This is a genomic window from Bacillus sp. B2-WWTP-C-10-Post-4 (assembly GCF_009183805.1).
Taxonomy (GTDB): domain Bacteria; phylum Bacillota; class Bacilli; order Bacillales; family Bacillaceae_G; genus Bacillus_A; species Bacillus_A cereus.
This window is the reverse complement of sequence record NZ_WEII01000007.1, coordinates 22,985-42,635: the sequence shown is the minus strand read 5'-3', so window position 1 is coordinate 42,635 and position 19,651 is coordinate 22,985. Positions and strand designations below refer to the sequence as shown.

Genomic DNA, 19,651 nt, shown 5'->3' with positions numbered 1-19,651 from the left:
CACTACTCCCCATTTTCATAGAAAAACATCATTCTATTTACGAAAGCATCCTTTGCCGGTTCTTCATTCCCTGATACTTTTTCTACAGTCTCTTCTTTAGGTTTTTCATAACGATGATAGCTTTCATATTCTTCATTTATCCATAGTATAGCGAAATAAAACAAAATCGTACAACTTGTAAATAATAAAAATACTTTTATTCCATCAAAAGTTAATTTTAAAGCTCGGCGCATTGTAAATTCCTCCAAAATATAAGTTATTACAACATATGCCAAGCTTTCACCAATTTATACCTTATTCAAATAAAAAACCTCTTCCTAGATAAATAGGAAAAGGTTATTTTTCATCCGTTTCATTTTCTTGACAATTTTTACAAATTCCATGGAATGTTAAACGATGATCTTTCACCTTAAAGCTCCAGTCTCGTTCTACTTTCCTTTCCACTTCACCAAGTAAATCTTCTTGTATTTCTTGTACAGCACCACATTGTGTACAAATCAAATGATGGTGGAAACGCTGCGCACCTTCTTGGCGTAAGTCATAGCGTGAAACACCGTCTCCGAAGTTAATCTTATCGACAACTTTTAACTCAGATAATAGTTCTAAAGTTCGATAGACGGTTGCTAATCCGATCTCTGGCGACTTTTCTTTTACAAGGAGGTAAACATCTTCTGCGCTTAAATGATCTTCTTCATTTTCTAGCAGCACACGAACTGTTGCTTCACGTTGCGGTGTTAATTTGTAGCTCGCTGCATGTAATTGCTTCTTAATTCGTTCAATTCTTTCTTCCATTCGGTACTACTCCCTCCTCGCCACTCTTACACCATTATATCAGAAGAAGGGCTTCTGTCAAAAGAAAAAACAATAAAAACAAATTGATAATTATTCTCAAAAAGTATTTATTTTTTATTAATAGCCTCAACGACTTCTTTCATTAAAACTGGTGATGCGTAAGCCTCCACACTAGAAGCAAGTGCTAACACTACTCCAATTACGAGAAAGAAGCATGTATAACGGATTAATAATGGTAATAGTGGCTCGGTTATTTTTCTAATAAATTGATGCCTAATCATCCGTAAAGAAAAACTTGCAGCAATAGTTGTCATAACGAGAAAGACTGGAATGATAATTAAATTTTGTGGCAAAACAGATACAAATGCTAATAATAGTCCATTCCATCCATGCTGACTTACTAAAAAACCAACTGTAAATCCAACGACAACTCCTTTTACAAATAATAAAATAAAAATAAGTGGTAATCCAATAATTGAAATCCCTAAAATCCAAATAAACCCGATGTATTTTAATTGCGAAAAGTAACTTTCTCGAAACATTTCGCCCGCAATAGCAAATTCTCCTTTAGAGACTTGTCCAAAAAAACGTTGTAAATAAAATGATAAATCTTGTTTTTGATTGATTTGTAAACTATTCACCAGAATGGCTCCGAATATTACTCCCATCAATAATAAAACGGCGTTAAATATATATAATGAAGAGTTTTCCTGTATGTGAGACATTACACGGTCTTGCCAATTTTTTCGCCACATTTTTCTTCCCTCCGTTCACACTCTTATTAAAAATGTATGAAAGAAAGAAAAAAGTATGACGAATTAACATTGAAATTCCGCTCTACTTTGCTAAACTAAAAAGTAGAGAATAGGAGGGATTTCTCTTGAAACCATTATTATTAGATTTTCCAACATTATTTCAAACTGAACGCTTGCAAGTTCGTAAACCATTTCCAGGTGATGGTGCAGAAGTATATGAAGCAATCCAAGCTTCTCTAGAAGACTTAGTACCGTGGATACCAATTAACGCTGAAACAGAAGAGAGTGCTGAAGAAATTGTTCGCGAAGCTCACGGACAGTTTTTACTTCGTGAAACACTTGATTTTCACTTATACGATAAAGTATCTGGTACATTCATCGGAGCAATTACACTAAAGCCTGAAAACTGGGATATTCCAAAGTTTTCACTTCACTTCTGGCTACATAGTGCCTATACAAAACAAGGCTATATGACCGAAGCTGTTAAAGGTGCAATTCAGTTCGCCTTTGATAAACTAGGCGCTAGAAGAATTGAAATTCGTACTGATGCAACAAATATAAATGCATGTAGCTTAGCAGAACGTCTAGAATTCATTCTAGAAGGTACAATGGAAAATGATTTCCTAGCACCAGATGGTAGCTTACGTGATGCACGTGTATATGCAAAAATCAATTAAAAAACACTCGCCTTTGGCGAGTGTTTATTTTTGTAGTTGTAAATATTGTACTGCAAACATCGTCTTCGCATCATGAATACGAAGATCTTTCATAAGAGTAATCGCTTCTTCTAACGATACTTCCATTAATTCCACAAACTCATCTTCATCTAACTCAGCTTTATTTTCTTTTTTTGTCAAACCTGTCGCTTTATATACATATAAAATTTCATCTGCGAATCCTGGAGATGTATAGAAAGAAGTAATGAGCTCCATATTTTCACATACATATCCTGTTTCCTCTTCTAATTCACGAACTGCTGTTACCTCAGGTTTTTCACCAGGTTCTAACTTGCCAGCCGGAATTTCTATAATCGCCTTTTCAAGTGCTTTACGATACTGCTCAACAAGCACAATTTTCCCCTCATCAGTAATAGCAATAATAGCAACTGCACCAGGGTGATTTACAATTTCACGTTTACTCATTGCTCCATTTGGTAATACTACATCATCAACACGAACTTTTATAACTCTACCATCAAAAATCGGCTCAGTTTTTACTGTTCTCTCTGCAAGATTACTCACACTACTTCATCTCCCTGTTCTATTTCCTATTCTTTCCTCATACATTTTACCACATTGAAAGGAGCGTGATAGAAATGAAAGTTTATATTTTACCAAATCGCGTCACTTTAGTCGGAAAAGCATGGCAAATTCGCCATAAGCTAAAGCAATATAGCAAAGAGTATACAACTGTACAAGAGTGGATTACAGCAAATAAAGTGAAACATTAATCATGCTTTTACGGGCAGTTAATGCGCAGCGAAAAGTAAACGTTTGTCAACCTCTTTTCCCTCTCGTACAATAAAGGTAAGGAGGTTGACCTATGAAAAAACGTCAATTAGGAAACTCAGATTTGTTTGTTACAGAAATGGGCCTTGGCTGTATGTCTCTCGGTACATCTGAAACAGAAGCTATGCATATTATCGATGAAGCGATCGATTTAGGAATTAATTTTTTTGATACAGCAGATTTATATGATTACGGATTAAATGAAGAATTTGTTGGAAAAGCCTTGAAGGGAAGAAGAGACCAAATTGTACTTACAACGAAGGTTGGAAATCGTTGGACAGAAGAAAAAAATGGCTGGTCTTGGGATCCTTCTAAAGCTTACATAAAGACTGAAGTAAAGGAAAGTTTACGTAGACTTCAAACTGATTATATTGACCTTTACCAACTTCATGGCGGAACGATTGAAGATCCAATAGATGAAACAATTGAAGCTTTTGAAGAATTGAAAAAGGAAGGTATTATTCGCCATTACGGTATTTCTTCTATACGCCCAAATGTCGTTCGTGAGTATGCAAAACGCTCAAACATCGTTAGTGTACTAATGGAATATAGCCTTTTAAATCGTCGCCCTGAAGAATGGTTCCCACTTCTGAATGAACACCAAATTAGCGTGATTGCCCGCGGGCCACTTGCAAAAGGAATTTTAACTGACAACAATGCAAGAAAAATAGAAAGAGTAAAGGAAAAGGATTATCTTTCTTATTCTTACGATGAATTACATACAACTCTAGCGAGTGTAAAAGAAACGATTGGAGAACGCTCTTTAACAGGAACAGCTATTCAATATTGCTTACATAATAAGACTGTTGCAGCTGTTATACCTGGTGCAAGCTCGCTTCAACAATTACAGGAAAATATACGAGCTAGCCAACAGTTACCTTTAACAAAAGAAGAATATATACAACTTCAAAAGATTGTTAAATATGACACATATGCTTTGCATCGTTAAAAATATCGAATTACCGATAAATAGAAGACTGTCTCCAGTATCAGGAGACAGTCTTTTTTATAACGTATCATATTTATCAGGATTCGTTCCTACATGTAAATCACGATTCAACGTGTTAATTTGACGTATCTCTTCTTCAGTTAGTGCAAAATCAAAAATAGTAAAGTTTTCTTTAATACGAGATGGTGTAACAGATTTAGGAATTGTAACAATCCCGCTTTGAATATCCCACCTTAATATAACTTGTGCAGGTGTTTTTTCATATTTGTTAGCAATAGCCTGAATGATTGGATGCTGGAATACTTCTCCGCCCCTCATTAACGGACTCCATGCTTCCATTTGAATTTGCTCATCTTGACAATAATTGCGCAACTCAAATTGCGTCAACATCGGATGAAGTTCCACTTGGTTTACCATCGGCTTCACTTTGCAATTTGGTAATAATAGTTCTAAATGATGTTTATGAAAATTAGAAACACCAATCGCGCGCACTTTACCTTCTTCATACAATTTTTCCAAAGCTCGGTACGTATCAACATACTTCCCTCTTACCGGCCAATGTATTAAATATAAATCTACATAGTCCATTTGTAATTTTTTTAAACTCTTTTCAAATGCCTCGAGTGTCTCCTCATATCCTTGATCGTCGTTCCATACTTTTGTTGTAATAAATAGATCTTCTCTTGGAATTCCTGATTCACGTATCGCCTCTCCGACACCGCTTTCATTTTCATATACAGTTGCTGTATCAATCGAACGGTATCCAACTTCTAACGCTGTTTTTACTGCTTGCTTTACTTCGTCTCCTTCTTTCGCTTTATATACGCCTAGACCAATCATCGGCATTTTCACGCCATTATGAAGTGTAGTTGTTGGAATATGCACAGTCGTCTCCCTTTCATTGTTACATTTTTTATAAGCCACAACTTTATTTCAACAAGATTCATCCCAAAAGTCAAAACATACGTACAGTTTACATAACACTTTTATATAGTTAAAAAATAACGTGAATTCATTCATTCACGTTATTTTTTCTCCATTCTTTCGCTTTTTCATCCACATTGCGCACAAACTCATTTTTTCCTTCCGTATATAACGCGCCATCATATGTATACTTTTCGGCTAATTCTTTCTTTAAGGTTGCATATGTCTCTGCTTCTTCACAATGAGCCATCATATAATCACGAAATGCTAAATGCCTTACTATCTCTGGATTTCCTTTTTCAAACACGTGTAAATGATACGAACGTTTTTCTTCAGTTCCATGAATAAAATATCGGCGTCTTGAAATACCATTTTCCCCTTTTACGATGTAACCAAGCTCTATAAATCGTTCATTCCACCCATCTACTCTTTCGATATTTTCTACTTCCATGATCATATCAATAATAGGTTTAGCTGCCAGTCCAGGAACTGACGTACTTCCAATATGATGAATTTTTACCGTTTCTGGCATCGCTGATTTTAATCTTTTAGCCTCCATTTGAAATTTTTCACTCCAATGGTTTTCATGTGGAACAACGACATTTTTTCTCATTCTAACTCCCCTTTTCTTACAAGCTCGTCAAAAAATGATCAGTGGTATTTCACTGATCATTTTTTATTATTTAAAGTCTTTCCAAGTAAGGTTACTTTCACTTAGCAGTTCTTCAAATGATTTATTCTTTTCACGTTCTTTTTGTTCTTGGCGCTTTCTTTCCAGTTCAGCTGCCTCTTTTTCCTCTTCTCTCACTTGCAACTCTTTCTTCTTACTCTTTAATTGTTGCATGAGTGAATCATTTAATTGATCGCCTAATGTAAGTGTTTCTTTCTTTGGTTGATTCACTTGCGATTGTCTTTGCATTTGTCTTTGTTTCTTTTTCTTCATGCTACTCACCTTTTACTTTTTTCTCCATTATAGTAGATACACGATGAAATCGACAATAAAAAAGGGTCTTTACTCTATTATTCACTTTTTGTAAATATGTTAATTTTTCGAAAAGACTAAATTTTTGTGTAGCTATAATCCTATGAATCTATTAAAATTATGTCGTATGATGTCAGATTATAAAAAAAGGAGAATTATATTATGTGGAAAAAAATTATTCCTGCCGTTGCTGTTTTAAGCACCATTACTTTTTCAAGCGTATTTGCCGCTCCCCCATCTCAGAATCCAGCTGAACAAAACCGCTACATAGACGTACAAATGCTTGGTATTAATGATTTCCATGGACAACTAGATACTGTTAAAAAAATCAATAATAAAGAAGCTGGTGGCGCTGATTACTTAGCTACTTATTTAAAAGAACGTAAAAAACAAAACCCTAATACACTTCTCGTACATGCTGGTGATATCGTCGGAGCTAGTCCACCAGTTTCAGCATTATTACAAGATGAACCGACAATTGAATTTTTAAATGACTTAAAATTTGATGTTGGTACAATCGGAAACCATGAATTTGATGAAGGTATTGATGAAATGCAACGCCTCATTTACGGTGGATATCATGAAAAAACAGGAAATTTCAAAGGAGCTAACTTCCCCTATGTAGCTGCTAACTTCTACAACAAATCAACTGGCCGCTTATTTTTACCACCGTTTACTGTAAAAATGGTAGATGGTGTTCCTGTAGGATTCATTGGGGTTGTTACAACTGATACACCAAATGTCGTTATGCCTACGATGCTTAACAATGTACAAATTACTGATGAAGTAGAAGCAATTAATAAATCAACACAACAATTAAAACGTCTCGGCGTTAAATCTATCGTCGTTCTTGCTCATGTCGGTGGAACAACCGATGAGTCTGGGGTAACAAATGGCGATCTTACTCGAATTGCAAATGAAACAGACCCAGAAGTTGATGTTATTTTCGGTGGACATAGTCATACGTATGTAAATGGTACAGTAAATAATAAACTAATTGTCCAAGCAAATTCATACGGAACGGCTTTCTCAGATGTGGATGTAACAATTGATCGTAAAACAAAGGATATTGTAAAGAAAAAAGCTGAAGTTGTTACAACGTATCATGAAGGTGTAGAACCTGATAAACAAGTAAAGAAAAAACTAGATCAATATAAAGAAAAAATTGCACCACTTGTAAATGAAGTAGTCGGAAAATCTACAGCACCTATCGACCGTAAACAAAATGATGCTGGTGAGTCCACTCTTGGAAATTTAGTTGCCGATGCTCAGCGTCAAACAATGCAAACTCAAATCGCCCTCATGAATCCTGGTGGCATTCGTAATGACTTAGATGCTGGTGATATTACGTGGGGTGAGTTATACGGCATTCAACCTTTTGGAAATCAATTAATTAAAGTAGATTTAACAGGTCAAGACATTCGCGATATTTTAAATCAGCAATGGCAAAAAGGAACAACAAGAATGCTTCAAATTTCAGGTATTCAATATACGTGGGATGCAAATAAACCAAACGGTGAAAAAGTTACAAATATACGTTTAACAAACGGTGAAGAATTATCTCCATCTAAAATGTATAGCGTAGTTGCAAATGCCTTCTTAGCTTCTGGCGGTGACGGATTCGTATCATTTAAAAATGGTAAAAATGCAGAAACTGGTCCAAACGACTTTGAAGCGTTAGTCGATTACGTAAAACAATTAAAAGAACCAATTCAGCCAGTTATTGATGGAAGAATTCAAAAAGTAAATTAAGTGTTTCTCTAATAATAAATTTCATTTTTCACGCCATAAAGGATTTATACTGATCCTCTATTTTATATGTAATATACATCATAAAAAGGATACTCGTTCTTCCAATGAACATAGTATCCTTTTCTTTAGTTATCAAAATGTGATGTTTTGTCAACTTCATATTGCTGTAAAAATTGGTGCAACGCCTCTTCTACAAGTTTAGATTTTTGAACTCCTTTCGATTCTGATATAAGGTCCAATTGTGATAATATTTCTGTATTAATAGAAAAGGTTCGTCTCTTCTTCTCTGTACTTTTACTCATAATTGGTACAATTACTTCTTCTCTTTTTCTTAATAATTCATAAATGCTTTGTAATTGCTCATAAATTAACAATTGATAATCTGTTTTCTCATATTGAAGGGCGGTCGCTTCTTGGAGTTGTAAGTGACGTGGTTCTTCTCCATCTCCTACAAAAATACGTTTCTTCTGCTCTCCATCATATTCGTATCCAATCAATCTTAATTTCTTCGATAATGTATACGGGCTTATTTCAAGACGTTTTGCTATAATAGCGATGGGTTCACGTCTATTTAAACCATCTATAATTTCTCCAATCGTCACAATTTCCCTCCTCCCGTGTTGAAATGACACTAGTATGGTATGTTACAATGATTTTCTAACAGTATATGCAAAATGAATAGCCTGTGCGATTCATACGATTTCACAAAAGGAGGTTTTCAATATGCTTTTTCGTAGCTACACCCCTCAGTTCTATAATGAAAACAAACAACTCATTCCTAATAGTATCGCTACGATAGAAAGCGTTATGATTAATAATCGAAAACAAACTCTCCTTATGCGTGGACAAAACGTAGAGCAACCTATTTTATTATGCTGTCACGGCGGACCTGGGATGGCACAAATCGGATTTATTCGCCATTTTCAAAAAGAATTAGAGAAGCAATTTATTGTTATTAATTGGGATCAGCGCGGGGCTGGTAAATCCTTTTCACTGAAAGATTTCGGAGCAAATTTCACAATCGAACAATTCGTTTCCGATGCAAAAGAAGTGATTCAATATGTACTTAAAAGGTTCAACAAACAAAAACTATTTCTCGCTGGTCATTCTTGGGGAAGTATTATTGGGCTTAACATAGCACATCAATATCCAAAGTATATCGAGGCTTACATCGGTATTGGGCAAATTGTACATATGAAACAAAATGAAGAATTGCTATATCAACATTTAATTCATTCTGCAAAAAAACATGATCATAAAAAGGCATTAGCTTCCCTTTTAAAATTAGGCAAACCACCATTTTTAGATACGAGACGTCTCATTATTCAAAGAAAGTGGCTTGGCACATTTGGAGGCGCAATCCAAAACGGATCTTCCTTTTCTTTCATACGAAAAGGTTTCTTTTCTCCTGAGTATACGCTATTAGATTGGTTCAAGTTTCTCGCAGGAAATTTAAAATCTGGCGTTTTATGGGAAGAAATGCTGACAATCGATTTCTTTTCTTCTATCTCAAGTTTATCTATTCCAGTTTATTTTTGTTCTGGTCGCTATGATTATCAAACTCCTTATGCACTCGTTCAAGAATATTGCGATATTATTGAAGCGCCTATAAAAAAGATGATTTGGTTCCCAAATTCAGCACATTCTCCTGATTTAGAAGAACCAGAATTATTCGCTAATTCTTTGCAATCAATTAAACAAGAGCTAGCTTTTCAGCATTAGTAACAAAAGGCTCTTTTACATTTCATAGAAAACATTTTATAATAATATGTCGCAAGTATGTATAAACATAGCAAAACATTTCATATTTACTTGTCTTAACAGAATAAATATTTAGGGAGATTACATTTATTATGAACGCTGTACTCGTCGCAGTAGCAATTATGCTATTGCTTAGTTTGTTACGTGTCCAGGTCATTGTCGCCATCATTGTTGGAGCTTTAACAGGCGGAATTATCGGCGGACTCGGTATTTCAGAAACGATTAACACTTTTACAACTGGTCTTGGAAATAGTGCTCCAATCGCTTTAAGTTATGCAATGCTTGGTGGTTTCGCTATTTCCCTTTCCAAAACAGGACTTCCAGATGCTATGATTCAAACTGCATTAAAATGGATTGGCAATGAACAAGACACGAAAAAACAAGTTTATTCTAAAATACTTATTTTATTCATTATTTTAACGATGGCTTGTTTCTCACAAAATTTGATTCCTGTTCACATTGCTTTCATCCCCATCTTAATTCCAGCACTTTTAAAAGTATTAAATGAGCTGAAAGTGGATCGCAGACTTGTCACATGTATTATTACATTTGGATTGATTACTCCTTATATGTGGATCCCTGCAGGATTCGGAAAAATTTATCATGACGTATTACAAACCAACGCTGCGCAAAGCGGCCTTACATTTGATGTCACACTTATTCCAAAAGCAATGACTATTCCAGCAATTGGTATGATTATTGGATTATGTGTAGCGGTATTCATTACGTACCGAAAACCTCGTACGTATGAAACAGAACAAATTCATACTACCGAAAATGAAATCGTTCCCTATACAAAACGTAGCATTACTTTCGGGTTATTATCTATTATTGCTACATTAACTGTTCAATTAACAACCGAATCAATGATTTTCGGTGCTTTAGCAGGTATTATCGTCTTATCAGTTAGTGGCAGTCTACCACTTAAAGAAGCAGATGCGATATTAACAAGCGGAATGCGTATGATGTCCTTCATTGGCTTTGTTATGATTGCTGCCGCTGGATTCGGCGCTGTTCTTCGAAAAACAGGACATGTTGAATCTCTGGTGCAAACGAGTGCACATATAATCGGAAATAACAAACCACTCGCTGCATTTCTTATGCTCGTTATTGGACTTCTCGTTACGATGGGAATTGGTTCATCCTTTTCAACCATCCCTATCTTAACAACCATTTTTGTACCTCTTTGCATTCAGCTTGGATTTAGTCCAATGGCCACAATTGCAATTATCGGTACAGCCGGAGCACTAGGTGACGCAGGATCTCCAGCATCGGATAGTACCCTTGGACCAACATCCGGTTTAAATGCTGATGGTCAGCACCATCATATATGGGATACATGTGTACCCACTTTTCTACATTACAATATACCGTTACTTATATTTGGCTTTATTGCCGCAATTACATTATAAAAAGGTGCGTATAAAACGCACCTTTTACTTTTTTATTTTTCCTTTTAATTGTTGAAAAGCTACTTTTCCGTTATCTTTGACATAGCTTTCAATTGTCGGTAGTGATGAACCTATCCATTCACACTCTATACTCCCGTTCGGTCCAACAATTTTTAATTTATCTGGTATATGTATATTTAGAAATCTCGCTGACCGAATTAACTCAATAGCAATCTGATCACTTGAGGCTACAATTCCATCTACATACGGATTGTTTTGCAATAATTTAATAAATTGTTTATTTGTATACCCTTGTACACATTCTTCTCGATAAGAGATTCCTTCATCCCAAACAGCGTCTAAAAACCCTGCTATATGATCTTCCATTTCTTCACTTTCTTCTCCCTCACCGAAATATGCAAGAAAGTGACACCCTTTCTCTTTTAATAAAGAAACAGCTCTCTGTCCACTTTCATAATAATTTCCATGTGATTGTTGCTCATCGATCACAACAAACGGAAATGGAATTTTTCCTACACTTTTAAAAACTGCTCTTGTCAAAATAACACCTGCAATGTTATTTTGCTTCAGCATATGTATGTATCTATCTTTATTCTCTATATTACAAATAATGATTTGATAACCTTCTTTATATGCTATTTCCTCAATACAATGTAGCAAAGTGATGTTTGATTGGTTACATAAATTATCTACAAGTAATGCAATTATCGTTGAATTCTCTTTAAATAGTGGCTTCGCTGCACTGTTTGGCCTATAACGTAATTCTTCAATTGCTTCCTTTACTTGTTTTACTGTGTCCTCATGAACGTATCCTTTTTCATTAATAACTCGTGAAACGGTTGCGACTGAAACACCTGCCAATTTTGCAACATCACGTATAGTTGCCACATCGTCACCCCTTAATATGGTAATAGATTACAAATTTACGGTAACCTAAATTACACTATCCGTCAAGATTAATAACTCACATTTCTGAAAATTGTTACATCATTTCACTAAACGATACTCCAACTGAATTTCATGTAAAATTGGGATATTATCATATCCAATACGTGGAATTTCTTTCTTTATTTTTCGTGCCTCCTCTACCGCATTCACATATAAATTAGTCATTACAAAATTACGTTTTTGGTAAAATCGTAACGCATTCATATTATCATTTGTTGTAATAAGCCAAACCTGTCTGCACCGTTCTTCTTCTGCAACTTGTAATACACAATCCACAAGTTTCGTCCCTATTCCTTTTCTTTCTTCAAAGCTATCTAGCGATACAATTTCGCACATATTCCCGATCACTTCATACGTTATAATTCCGATTATTCTGTCATCTAAGAGCGCAACAAATCCTGGCAACTCTTCTAACTGATGTCCCTTACCACGTGAAACCATCAATGAACTTCCCCAGTTCTCACACATGAACATTCGGATTGTTTCTTTCATCGCTGGCGTAATTTTTTGTATATGCAGCATTTCCTATTTCTCCCCTTTTATATCATTGTGATACAATATAAGTGTATCACATGTAACGGTATTTGGAGGATGAGGTAAAGTATGAAACGTTTTTTTGCAGCATTGTTTACTATACTAGGTGCAATAACTGCCCTTGGGATTTTCTTTACAAATAAAGTGATGTACTTAAAGAAAAAAACAGAGGAAGAAGTACTCGAAAGAGAAACGAAAAAACATTTTCGTATAGAGGATTTTGATGCTCTTCATAAAGAAGAAATTCATATCCCTTCACAATTCGGATACGACCTTCACGGATATTACATTCCTGCTGGTCATTCCACCAATAAGTTTATGGTTTTTTGCCACGGTGTAACTGTAAATAAAATAAACTCTGTAAAATATGCAAACTTATTCTTAAAAAGGGGATATAACGTCCTCATTTACGATCATCGTCGTCATGGTAAAACTGGCGGAAAAACAACAAGCTATGGATACTATGAAAAACATGATTTAAAATCCGTAGTTGACTGGCTAAAAAACCGTTTTGGCACCAATATTACACTTGGTATTCATGGTGAATCTATGGGAGCTGCAACACTTCTTCAATACGCAGGACTTGTAGAAGATGGTGCTGATTTCTATATTGCAGATTGTCCTTTCTCTGATTTTCACGGACAATTACAGCACCGTTTAAAGGTTGAATTCCATTTACCAAAATGGCCTTTATTACCTTTAGCAAACGCATTTTTGAAAGTTCGTGACGGTTATACAATTCGTGAAGTTTCACCAATCGACTGTATAAAAAACATTAACAATCCCGTTCTCTTTATTCATAGTAAAGATGACGACTATATTTTAGCTGATATGACAAAAGCGTTATATGAAGCGAAAGAAAATAATAAGCAGCTTTATATTGCAGAACACGGTGCACACGCTTGCTCTTATAACGAAAATAAAGAAGAGTACGAAGCAGCCGTCGATCAATTTTTAAACACATATGTGAAAGAAACAAAAAACAGGCTTGCATAAGCCTGTTTTTTATTGCGCTAAAACGTCTGTAACTTGTTCCATATTTTCAGAAATCCATTGCATTGCATCATCTAACGTTGGGAATTCTGTCGTTTGAAATGTTACTTCATCTTGAAGTAACCAAACATCCTTTGCCTCTTGCCCTACACCTGCAATGGACCAATGTAACAAACTATATGGATGATTATCATTCAAAAATGATGCCCACGTGCGCTCATTTGCAATGTTTCGTAATGTATGTAATTGTTTATCCATCTCTCGTCACCTTACTCTAGTCAGTTATGAAAACTATTATAACACTCTCTTCTTTCTCAAACAAAGTGCTCTTTTTTCTCCGCTATTTGCGGGCAGTAAAACTCCCACCTCAAAATTCGGCTGAAACAAAGAAGTTAGGTAAGAGATTAACTGCCCCTAAAAGCCCGATTGGTTCAACTAATAATTAGTGGGGGATGCCTCCCTCACTAATTAAAGTTTCACTTTATATTGCCAAGCACTTCCCTTGATTATATGATGAAATTAAGCGTTTGGGAAGGAGGGATAACGTTGGCAAAAGTACAAATTAAAGTAAATGATAATGGCTCTTTTCGCGTTACAGGGGACGTGGAATTAGTCGACTCACAAGGGAATGCATTCCCAGCAAAACCGGCATTTTCTTTATGCCGTTGTGGTTTATCAAAAAATATGCCTTATTGCGACGCTTCGCATAAAGGTAAATTCGAGTCTGTTGTTAGAGCACCAGAGGCAGAATAATTTTACATGTGACATGCACATTTTTTTGTGCATGTTTTTTCTTTTTAGCAACTCCGTTATATCCCTTCTCTTTACAACATTTCTAATACTTTTATTTCCATTCCAGCCTGCATATATTTTCACACAATTCTTCACATTCGAATATTTTTTACTAGCCTTTTATTTTTTTTGTGCTATAATTTGAGCAAACAGCATCCTTCGGGGTCGGGTGAAATTCCCAACCGGCGGTGATGAAGTGAAAACTTCTAAGTCCGTGACCCGTTTTCAACTCGAAAACGGTGGATCTAGTGAAACTCTAGGGCCGACAGTATAGTCTGGATGGGAGAAGGATATGTTTCTAGTTTTTTATATAGTGAATACACTTTTATTTCAGTATGCATATTTTTAAAGATTCATTTTGATTCTTTATATATGTTTAATTTTCTATACTTATTTTTTATACTGAAATAAAAAGAGACAACTAGCGTTTAAAAATTCGATATTTTGCTAGGTTTTTTCCTTATGCAAAAATATCAATTATCGTTAGGTTTCTTTCCTATGCTTTCGTATTCAAACTATATTTCTAGAAATCACGTCTCCCAAACCCCAAGGATATTAAATCCTTGGGGTTTTTTGATTTTTTTTGGAGAGGTGAAGAAAATGACAGATCAAGAATATATGAGGATTGCCCTGCAGTTAGCAGAAGGAACATCAGGACAAACAAGTCCAAATCCTATGGTTGGTGCTGTTGTTGTAAAAGATGGAAACATCGTTGGTATGGGCGCTCATTTACGAGCTGGTGAAGAACACGCAGAAGTTCATGCCCTTCAAATGGCTGGTCAGAACGCCAAAGACGCTACCGTTTATGTAACACTGGAACCGTGTAGCCACTTTGGAAAAACACCACCTTGCTGTGAATTGCTCATCGAAAAAGGAGTTAAGCGTGTTGTAATTGCTACTCTCGATTGTAATCCGCTCGTTTCTGGTAACGGAAAAAGAAGATTAGAGGAAGCTAGAATTGAAGTAACTACTGGTGTTCTTGAAGCAGAAGCAGTTTTATTAAATCGCTACTTTTTTCACTACATGAAAACGAAACGCCCTTTTGTAACAATCAAAACAGCGATGAGCTTAGATGGAAAAACAGCAACTGTAACTGGTGAAAGTAAGTGGATTACAGGTGAAGAAGCACGTGCTGATGTTCACCAATATCGCCATACACATGATGCAATTCTTGTTGGAGTGAATACAGTTATAGCTGATAATCCTCATTTAACAACAAGAATTCCAAATGGTGGGAAACATCCTATTCGCGTTGTTTTAGATACCCATTTACGAACGCCACCATCTTCTCATGTTATAACAGATGGTTTAGCACCGACATGGATTATTGTCGGTAAGGATGTAAAGAAAGAGAAGATATCTTCTTATGAATCTAAAAATATAGCTATATTCCAAATGGAAACGAAGCATATAGAAATCGAGGACCTTCTTTCCTTTCTTGGAGAGAAACAAATTCTTTCTCTATTCGTTGAAGGTGGCCAATCGATTCATGCAAGTTTCTTAAAAACAAACAATTTTAATGAAATTGTAACCTATATAAGCCCGAAATTAATTGGTGGGAAAGATGCTCCTACTTTATTTGGAGGAAATGGTTTTTCAAAATTACAAGATGCGCTTTCCTTGAAAATTCAAGAGATGAAACAAATTGGTGATGATATAAAAATCGTTGCGAATGCCCGAAACGAGGTGACGAAATGTTTACAGGAATTGTAGAAGAATTAGGAACGATAGCAAACATGCAACAAAGCGGAGAAGCGATGAAATTAACGATTCATGCAAAGAAAATTTTATCAGATGTTCACTTAGGTGATAGTATCGCGGTTAACGGTATTTGCTTAACTGTAACAAACTTTACAACTACTTCATTTACAGTTGATGCAATGCCCGAAACGATGCAGTCGACATCACTTCGTATACTTAAACCGCACTCTAAAGTAAATTTAGAACGAGCAATGGCTGCAAACGGACGATTCGGTGGACATTTCGTTTCAGGACATATTGATGGCATCGGAACGATTTTAAATAAAAAACAACATTACAATGCCGTCTATTACAAAATAGCAATTTCTGATGAACTGCTGCGCTATTGTTTGCAGAAAGGGTCCATTGCTGTTGATGGAACGAGTTTAACGATATTTGCTATAGACGAATCTTCCATAACGATTTCACTCATCCCGCACACAGTAAGCGAATCTGTCATTGGGGAAAAAAATGCCGGAGATATCGTAAACATTGAGTGTGACATGATTGGTAAATATATCGAACGCTTTATTACTAAACCTACAAAACGAGTAGGTTCAATGACTGAAAGCTTTTTACAAGAAAACGGATTTCTATAAGGGGGAAGCACAATGTTTCATCGTATTGAAGAAGCTCTAGAAGATTTAAAACAAGGTAAAGTCGTTATCGTATGTGATGATGAAAACCGAGAAAATGAAGGCGATTTTATTGCTTTAGCAGAGTACATTACACCAGAAACAATTAACTTTATGATTACACATGGCCGTGGTCTCGTTTGTGTACCGATTACAGCAGGGTACGCAGAACGTCTACAATTAGAACCAATGGTATCTCATAATACAGATTCACATCATACTGCGTTTACAGTGAGCATTGACCATGTTTCTACAACAACAGGGATTAGCGCTCACGAACGTGCAACTACGATACAAGAATTGTTAAACCCCGCATCAAAAGGCGCTGATTTCAATCGACCTGGACATATCTTTCCATTAATTGCGAAAGAAGGCGGTGTCCTGCGTCGTGCAGGTCATACAGAAGCTGCTGTTGATTTAGCAAAGCTATGCGGTGCCGAACCAGCTGGAGTTATTTGCGAAATTATAAATGAGGACGGCACGATGGCACGTGTACCTGATTTAATAGAATGCGCAAAACAATTTGATATAAAAATGATTACAATAGAAGATTTAATTGCTTATCGCCGCCATCATGAAACACTTGTGACGAGAGAAGTGGAAATTACATTACCTACAGATTTCGGTACTTTCCACGCAATTGGCTATTCTAACTCATTAGATACGAAAGAACATATCGCACTTGTAAAAGGTGATATTTCAACAGGTGAACCGGTACTTGTACGTGTTCATTCTGAATGCTTAACAGGAGATGTATTCGGTTCACATCGCTGCGATTGCGGACCACAACTCCATGCAGCACTTGCTCAAATTGAGCGTGAAGGAAAAGGTGTTCTTCTTTATATGAGACAAGAAGGAAGAGGCATTGGGCTTCTTAATAAGCTTCGCGCTTATAAATTACAAGAAGAAGGATTCGATACTGTAGAAGCAAATGAAAAACTCGGCTTCCCTGCTGATCTTCGTGATTACGGTATCGGTGCTCAAATATTAAAAGATTTAGGTTTACAAAGCTTACGATTATTAACGAATAACCCAAGAAAAATTGCTGGCTTACAAGGTTACGATTTAGAAGTAGTCGAGCGTGTACCGTTGCAAATGCCGGCAAAAGAAGAAAATAAATCATATTTACAAACGAAAGTAAATAAATTAGGACACTTACTAAACTTATAATTAAAGGAGAGATTTATTATGGTATTCGAAGGTCATTTAGTTGGTACAGGATTAAAAGTTGGAGTTGTTGTTGGACGTTTTAACGAATTTATTACAAGTAAGTTACTTGGCGGCGCTTTAGACGGATTAAAGCGTCACGGTGTAGAAGAAAATGATATTGATGTTGCTTGGGTTCCTGGTGCATTTGAAATTCCTTTAATCGCTAAAAAGATGGCTAGTAGCGGAAAGTATGATGCTGTTATTACACTAGGTACTGTAATCCGAGGTGCTACAACTCACTACGATTACGTTTGTAATGAAGTAGCAAAAGGTGTTGCGTCTTTATCACTACAAATGGACATCCCAGTTATTTTCGGCGTATTAACGACAGAAACAATTGAACAAGCGATTGAACGCGCAGGTACGAAAGCTGGTAATAAAGGATATGAATCAGCTGTTGCTGCAATTGAAATGGCTCACTTATCAAAACAATGGGCATAAAAAAAAGAGGCTGCGGCCTCTTTTTATTTTTTCACCTTTTTTTGTACATCTTTTATTAATTCATTCATCGTTTTTCCTTCTGTTTTTATATGAAGAGCTTGTGCTGTTCTCCATACATTCTCTCTTTTTTTCGCTTCTTCTATAATAGTAATTTCTTTTCTAACTTCCTTTAAATCTTTTCCTTCCGTTTTCAATCCAAAATGTTCAGCTTTCGTTCGAAAGTGTTGTTCGATTCTTTGTTGCATCTCTTTTTGTTCAGGATTTTCAGCAGCCTTAACTGGATCAGAACTTATTGCTTTTATTAAAATTAAACAAGTCATAATCGCTAATATGTATTTGTACATGTAAAATCCTCCAACCCAATATAAATTACATATTTACTATGTACAACTAGGGCTTGGAAAATTCGTCCACAAAAATTCTTTTTTTCGTTCAAAAACCAATAGTATCAAGCGTTCACAACTATTTATTACATTTTATTTACAAAAAAGCAAACTCTTTTACAAGTTTGCTTTTTCATCTATCTTATAATGCACATTCTTCAATCTCAAATCCTAAATCTGCAATCATACCCCAGTCCGCAGTCGGCTCTTGCCCAGCTGTCGTTAAGTAGTCCCCGACAAAAATAGAATTTGCTGCAAATAAACCGATTGGCTGTACAGAACGTAAATTGATTTCACGTCCTCCTGAAATACGAATTTCTTTTGTTGGGTTTACAAAACGCATCATTGCAAGTACTTTTAAACATTCTACTGGCGTTAACTCTTTTTGCCCTTCAAGAGGTGTCCCCTTTACAGCAACAAGGAAATTACAAGGGATAGAATCTGCATCTATACGTTGTAATTCAAATGCAATTTCAGCACGCTCTTCAATTGTTTCTCCCATGCCAAAAATTGCTCCAGAGCATGGTGAAATACCAGCTTGTTTTGCTTTTTGAACTGTATCAACACGATCATCATACGTATGAGTTGAACAAATACTATCATAATTATTTGCATGTGTATTTAAGTTGTGATTATAACGGTGCACGCCTGCTTCCGCTAAACGTCCTGCTTGATCTTCATTTAAGAAACCTAAACAACAACAAATCTTCAAGTCTGTCGTTTCACGAATTTCCTTAACTGCTCCAATTACGTGATTTACCTCTTTATCCGTCGGACGACGACCAGACGCTACAATACAATATGTACCTGCTTTACGGCGTATTGCTTCATGTGCCCCTTCTACAATCTTCTCCTGCGTTAACCATGCATATTTATCAATCGGTGCTTCTGAAATAATAGACTGTGAGCAATATCCACAATCTTCAGGACATAATCCAGATTTCGTATTAATAATCATATTCAATTTTACTTTCTTACCAAAGTGATGATGGCGAATAATGTAAGCTGCATTCATAATTTCTAAAACTTCTGTATCATCAGCTTCTAATATCGCTATTGCATCTTCTTTCGTAATCATTTTCTCTTCCACTACGTCGTATGCAAGTTTTTTCCAATCCCTTTTTGTTTGTACTTGTTTCAT

At 35.8% G+C, this 19,651-nt stretch carries 25 protein-coding genes and 1 riboswitch; of the genes, 12 read left to right on the top strand and 13 right to left on the bottom strand.

Annotated features, from left to right (window positions below):
* Positions 1–2: 2 nt before the first annotated feature.
* The 3 genes from GBN78_RS05875 to spoIIM all read right to left on the bottom strand — a co-directional run bounded on the left by GBN78_RS05875 (position 3) and on the right by spoIIM (position 1,517).
* The gene (locus GBN78_RS05875; RefSeq protein ID WP_001250432.1) at positions 3–233 is read right to left on the bottom strand and encodes a YqzK family protein; all 231 of its coding nucleotides are present in this window, start codon (positions 231–233) and stop codon (positions 3–5) included.
* A gap of 103 nt (positions 234–336) precedes the next feature.
* Positions 337–792 (bottom strand): ferric iron uptake transcriptional regulator, encoded by a 456-nt coding sequence (fur, locus tag GBN78_RS05870; RefSeq protein ID WP_000392657.1) that lies wholly within the window; start codon positions 790–792, stop codon positions 337–339.
* 107 nt (positions 793–899) lie between these two features.
* Positions 900–1,517: a stage II sporulation protein M gene (spoIIM, locus tag GBN78_RS05865; protein ID WP_013142149.1), complete on the bottom strand. Its 618-nt coding sequence runs from the start codon at positions 1,515–1,517 to the stop codon at positions 900–902.
* A gap of 155 nt (positions 1,518–1,672) precedes the next feature.
* Between spoIIM and GBN78_RS05860 the strand changes: the two genes are divergently transcribed.
* A complete protein-coding gene (locus GBN78_RS05860) occupies positions 1,673–2,224 on the top strand; it encodes a GNAT family N-acetyltransferase (protein WP_000803479.1) in 552 nt (183 codons plus the stop codon).
* Positions 2,225–2,248: 24 nt separating this feature from the next.
* Here GBN78_RS05860 and GBN78_RS05855 read toward each other — a convergent pair whose 3' ends face one another.
* A complete protein-coding gene (locus tag GBN78_RS05855) occupies positions 2,249–2,788 on the bottom strand; it encodes an NUDIX hydrolase (RefSeq protein WP_000067041.1) in 540 nt (179 codons plus the stop codon).
* Between the two features lie 74 nt (positions 2,789–2,862).
* On the opposite strand from GBN78_RS05855, the gene mciZ reads away from it, so the two are divergent.
* Positions 2,863–2,997 (top strand): Z-ring formation inhibitor MciZ, encoded by a 135-nt coding sequence (gene mciZ, locus GBN78_RS05850; protein WP_000870302.1) that lies wholly within the window; start codon positions 2,863–2,865, stop codon positions 2,995–2,997.
* Between the two features lie 92 nt (positions 2,998–3,089).
* The gene (locus GBN78_RS05845; protein ID WP_000747213.1) at positions 3,090–4,004 is read left to right on the top strand and encodes an aldo/keto reductase; all 915 of its coding nucleotides are present in this window, start codon (positions 3,090–3,092) and stop codon (positions 4,002–4,004) included.
* 57 nt (positions 4,005–4,061) lie between these two features.
* Here GBN78_RS05845 and GBN78_RS05840 read toward each other — a convergent pair whose 3' ends face one another.
* The 3 genes from GBN78_RS05840 to GBN78_RS05830 form a co-directional block, all read right to left on the bottom strand.
* Positions 4,062–4,889, bottom strand: coding sequence for an aldo/keto reductase (locus GBN78_RS05840; RefSeq protein ID WP_000547994.1), 828 nt, complete (start codon positions 4,887–4,889; stop codon positions 4,062–4,064).
* A 127-nt stretch (positions 4,890–5,016) separates the two neighbouring features.
* On the bottom strand, positions 5,017–5,541 hold the full coding sequence (locus tag GBN78_RS05835) for a GrpB family protein (RefSeq protein ID WP_098299664.1): 525 nt from the start codon (positions 5,539–5,541) through the stop codon (positions 5,017–5,019).
* Positions 5,542–5,607: 66 nt separating this feature from the next.
* Positions 5,608–5,871, bottom strand: coding sequence for a YqkE family protein (locus GBN78_RS05830; RefSeq protein ID WP_000727561.1), 264 nt, complete (start codon positions 5,869–5,871; stop codon positions 5,608–5,610).
* A 201-nt stretch (positions 5,872–6,072) separates the two neighbouring features.
* Here GBN78_RS05830 and GBN78_RS05825 point away from each other — a divergent pair, with 201 nt between their 5' ends.
* Positions 6,073–7,662 carry a bifunctional metallophosphatase/5'-nucleotidase gene (locus GBN78_RS05825; RefSeq protein WP_000265548.1) on the top strand — a complete coding sequence of 530 codons (1,590 nt, stop codon included), beginning with the start codon at positions 6,073–6,075 and terminating at the stop codon, positions 7,660–7,662.
* Between the two features lie 125 nt (positions 7,663–7,787).
* On the opposite strand, the gene GBN78_RS05820 is transcribed toward GBN78_RS05825, so the two are convergent.
* Positions 7,788–8,264: a ribbon-helix-helix domain-containing protein gene (locus GBN78_RS05820; RefSeq protein ID WP_000151927.1), complete on the bottom strand. Its 477-nt coding sequence runs from the start codon at positions 8,262–8,264 to the stop codon at positions 7,788–7,790.
* Positions 8,265–8,385: 121 nt separating this feature from the next.
* Here GBN78_RS05820 and GBN78_RS05815 point away from each other — a divergent pair, with 121 nt between their 5' ends.
* Positions 8,386–9,384, top strand: coding sequence for an alpha/beta fold hydrolase (locus GBN78_RS05815; protein WP_000898966.1), 999 nt, complete (start codon positions 8,386–8,388; stop codon positions 9,382–9,384).
* A gap of 131 nt (positions 9,385–9,515) precedes the next feature.
* Positions 9,516–10,835, top strand: coding sequence for a Na+/H+ antiporter family protein (locus tag GBN78_RS05810; RefSeq protein WP_000994808.1), 1,320 nt, complete (start codon positions 9,516–9,518; stop codon positions 10,833–10,835).
* Between the two features lie 24 nt (positions 10,836–10,859).
* On the opposite strand, the gene GBN78_RS05805 is transcribed toward GBN78_RS05810, so the two are convergent.
* Together GBN78_RS05805 and GBN78_RS05800 are read right to left on the bottom strand one after the other, a co-directional pair.
* On the bottom strand, positions 10,860–11,723 hold the full coding sequence (locus tag GBN78_RS05805) for a LacI family DNA-binding transcriptional regulator (protein ID WP_152127066.1): 864 nt from the start codon (positions 11,721–11,723) through the stop codon (positions 10,860–10,862).
* 99 nt (positions 11,724–11,822) lie between these two features.
* Positions 11,823–12,305, bottom strand: coding sequence for a GNAT family N-acetyltransferase (locus GBN78_RS05800; RefSeq protein ID WP_000902432.1), 483 nt, complete (start codon positions 12,303–12,305; stop codon positions 11,823–11,825).
* Between the two features lie 81 nt (positions 12,306–12,386).
* On the opposite strand from GBN78_RS05800, the gene GBN78_RS05795 reads away from it, so the two are divergent.
* Positions 12,387–13,313: an alpha/beta hydrolase gene (locus tag GBN78_RS05795; protein ID WP_000819234.1), complete on the top strand. Its 927-nt coding sequence runs from the start codon at positions 12,387–12,389 to the stop codon at positions 13,311–13,313.
* Between the two features lie 9 nt (positions 13,314–13,322).
* Here the strand turns inward: GBN78_RS05795 and GBN78_RS05790 are convergent, their stop codons facing one another.
* Positions 13,323–13,568 (bottom strand): DUF2552 family protein, encoded by a 246-nt coding sequence (locus GBN78_RS05790; protein ID WP_000360793.1) that lies wholly within the window; start codon positions 13,566–13,568, stop codon positions 13,323–13,325.
* A 288-nt stretch (positions 13,569–13,856) separates the two neighbouring features.
* Between GBN78_RS05790 and GBN78_RS05780 the strand changes: the two genes are divergently transcribed.
* The 5 genes from GBN78_RS05780 to ribH all read left to right on the top strand — a co-directional run bounded on the left by GBN78_RS05780 (position 13,857) and on the right by ribH (position 18,127).
* Positions 13,857–14,063: a CDGSH iron-sulfur domain-containing protein gene (locus GBN78_RS05780; RefSeq protein WP_001151579.1), complete on the top strand. Its 207-nt coding sequence runs from the start codon at positions 13,857–13,859 to the stop codon at positions 14,061–14,063.
* 190 nt (positions 14,064–14,253) lie between these two features.
* A riboswitch (FMN riboswitch) is annotated at positions 14,254–14,397 on the top strand.
* Positions 14,398–14,702: 305 nt separating this feature from the next.
* Positions 14,703–15,815, top strand: coding sequence for a bifunctional diaminohydroxyphosphoribosylaminopyrimidine deaminase/5-amino-6-(5-phosphoribosylamino)uracil reductase RibD (gene ribD, locus GBN78_RS05775; protein WP_000131988.1), 1,113 nt, complete (start codon positions 14,703–14,705; stop codon positions 15,813–15,815).
* The gene (ribE, locus tag GBN78_RS05770) at positions 15,797–16,441 is read left to right on the top strand and encodes a riboflavin synthase subunit alpha (RefSeq protein WP_000493898.1); all 645 of its coding nucleotides are present in this window, start codon (positions 15,797–15,799) and stop codon (positions 16,439–16,441) included. Before ribD ends, ribE begins: the two co-directional genes overlap by 19 nt.
* 12 nt (positions 16,442–16,453) lie before the next feature.
* On the top strand, positions 16,454–17,647 hold the full coding sequence (gene ribBA, locus GBN78_RS05765; protein WP_000468983.1) for a bifunctional 3,4-dihydroxy-2-butanone 4-phosphate synthase/GTP cyclohydrolase II: 1,194 nt from the start codon (positions 16,454–16,456) through the stop codon (positions 17,645–17,647).
* Positions 17,648–17,665: 18 nt separating this feature from the next.
* Positions 17,666–18,127 carry a 6,7-dimethyl-8-ribityllumazine synthase gene (gene ribH, locus GBN78_RS05760; protein ID WP_000230895.1) on the top strand — a complete coding sequence of 154 codons (462 nt, stop codon included), beginning with the start codon at positions 17,666–17,668 and terminating at the stop codon, positions 18,125–18,127.
* A gap of 23 nt (positions 18,128–18,150) precedes the next feature.
* On the opposite strand, the gene GBN78_RS05755 is transcribed toward ribH, so the two are convergent.
* Together GBN78_RS05755 and bioB are read right to left on the bottom strand one after the other, a co-directional pair.
* Positions 18,151–18,471 carry a hypothetical protein gene (locus tag GBN78_RS05755; RefSeq protein ID WP_000280032.1) on the bottom strand — a complete coding sequence of 107 codons (321 nt, stop codon included), beginning with the start codon at positions 18,469–18,471 and terminating at the stop codon, positions 18,151–18,153.
* A 181-nt stretch (positions 18,472–18,652) separates the two neighbouring features.
* A complete protein-coding gene (gene bioB, locus GBN78_RS05750) occupies positions 18,653–19,651 on the bottom strand; it encodes a biotin synthase (protein ID WP_000815856.1) in 999 nt (332 codons plus the stop codon).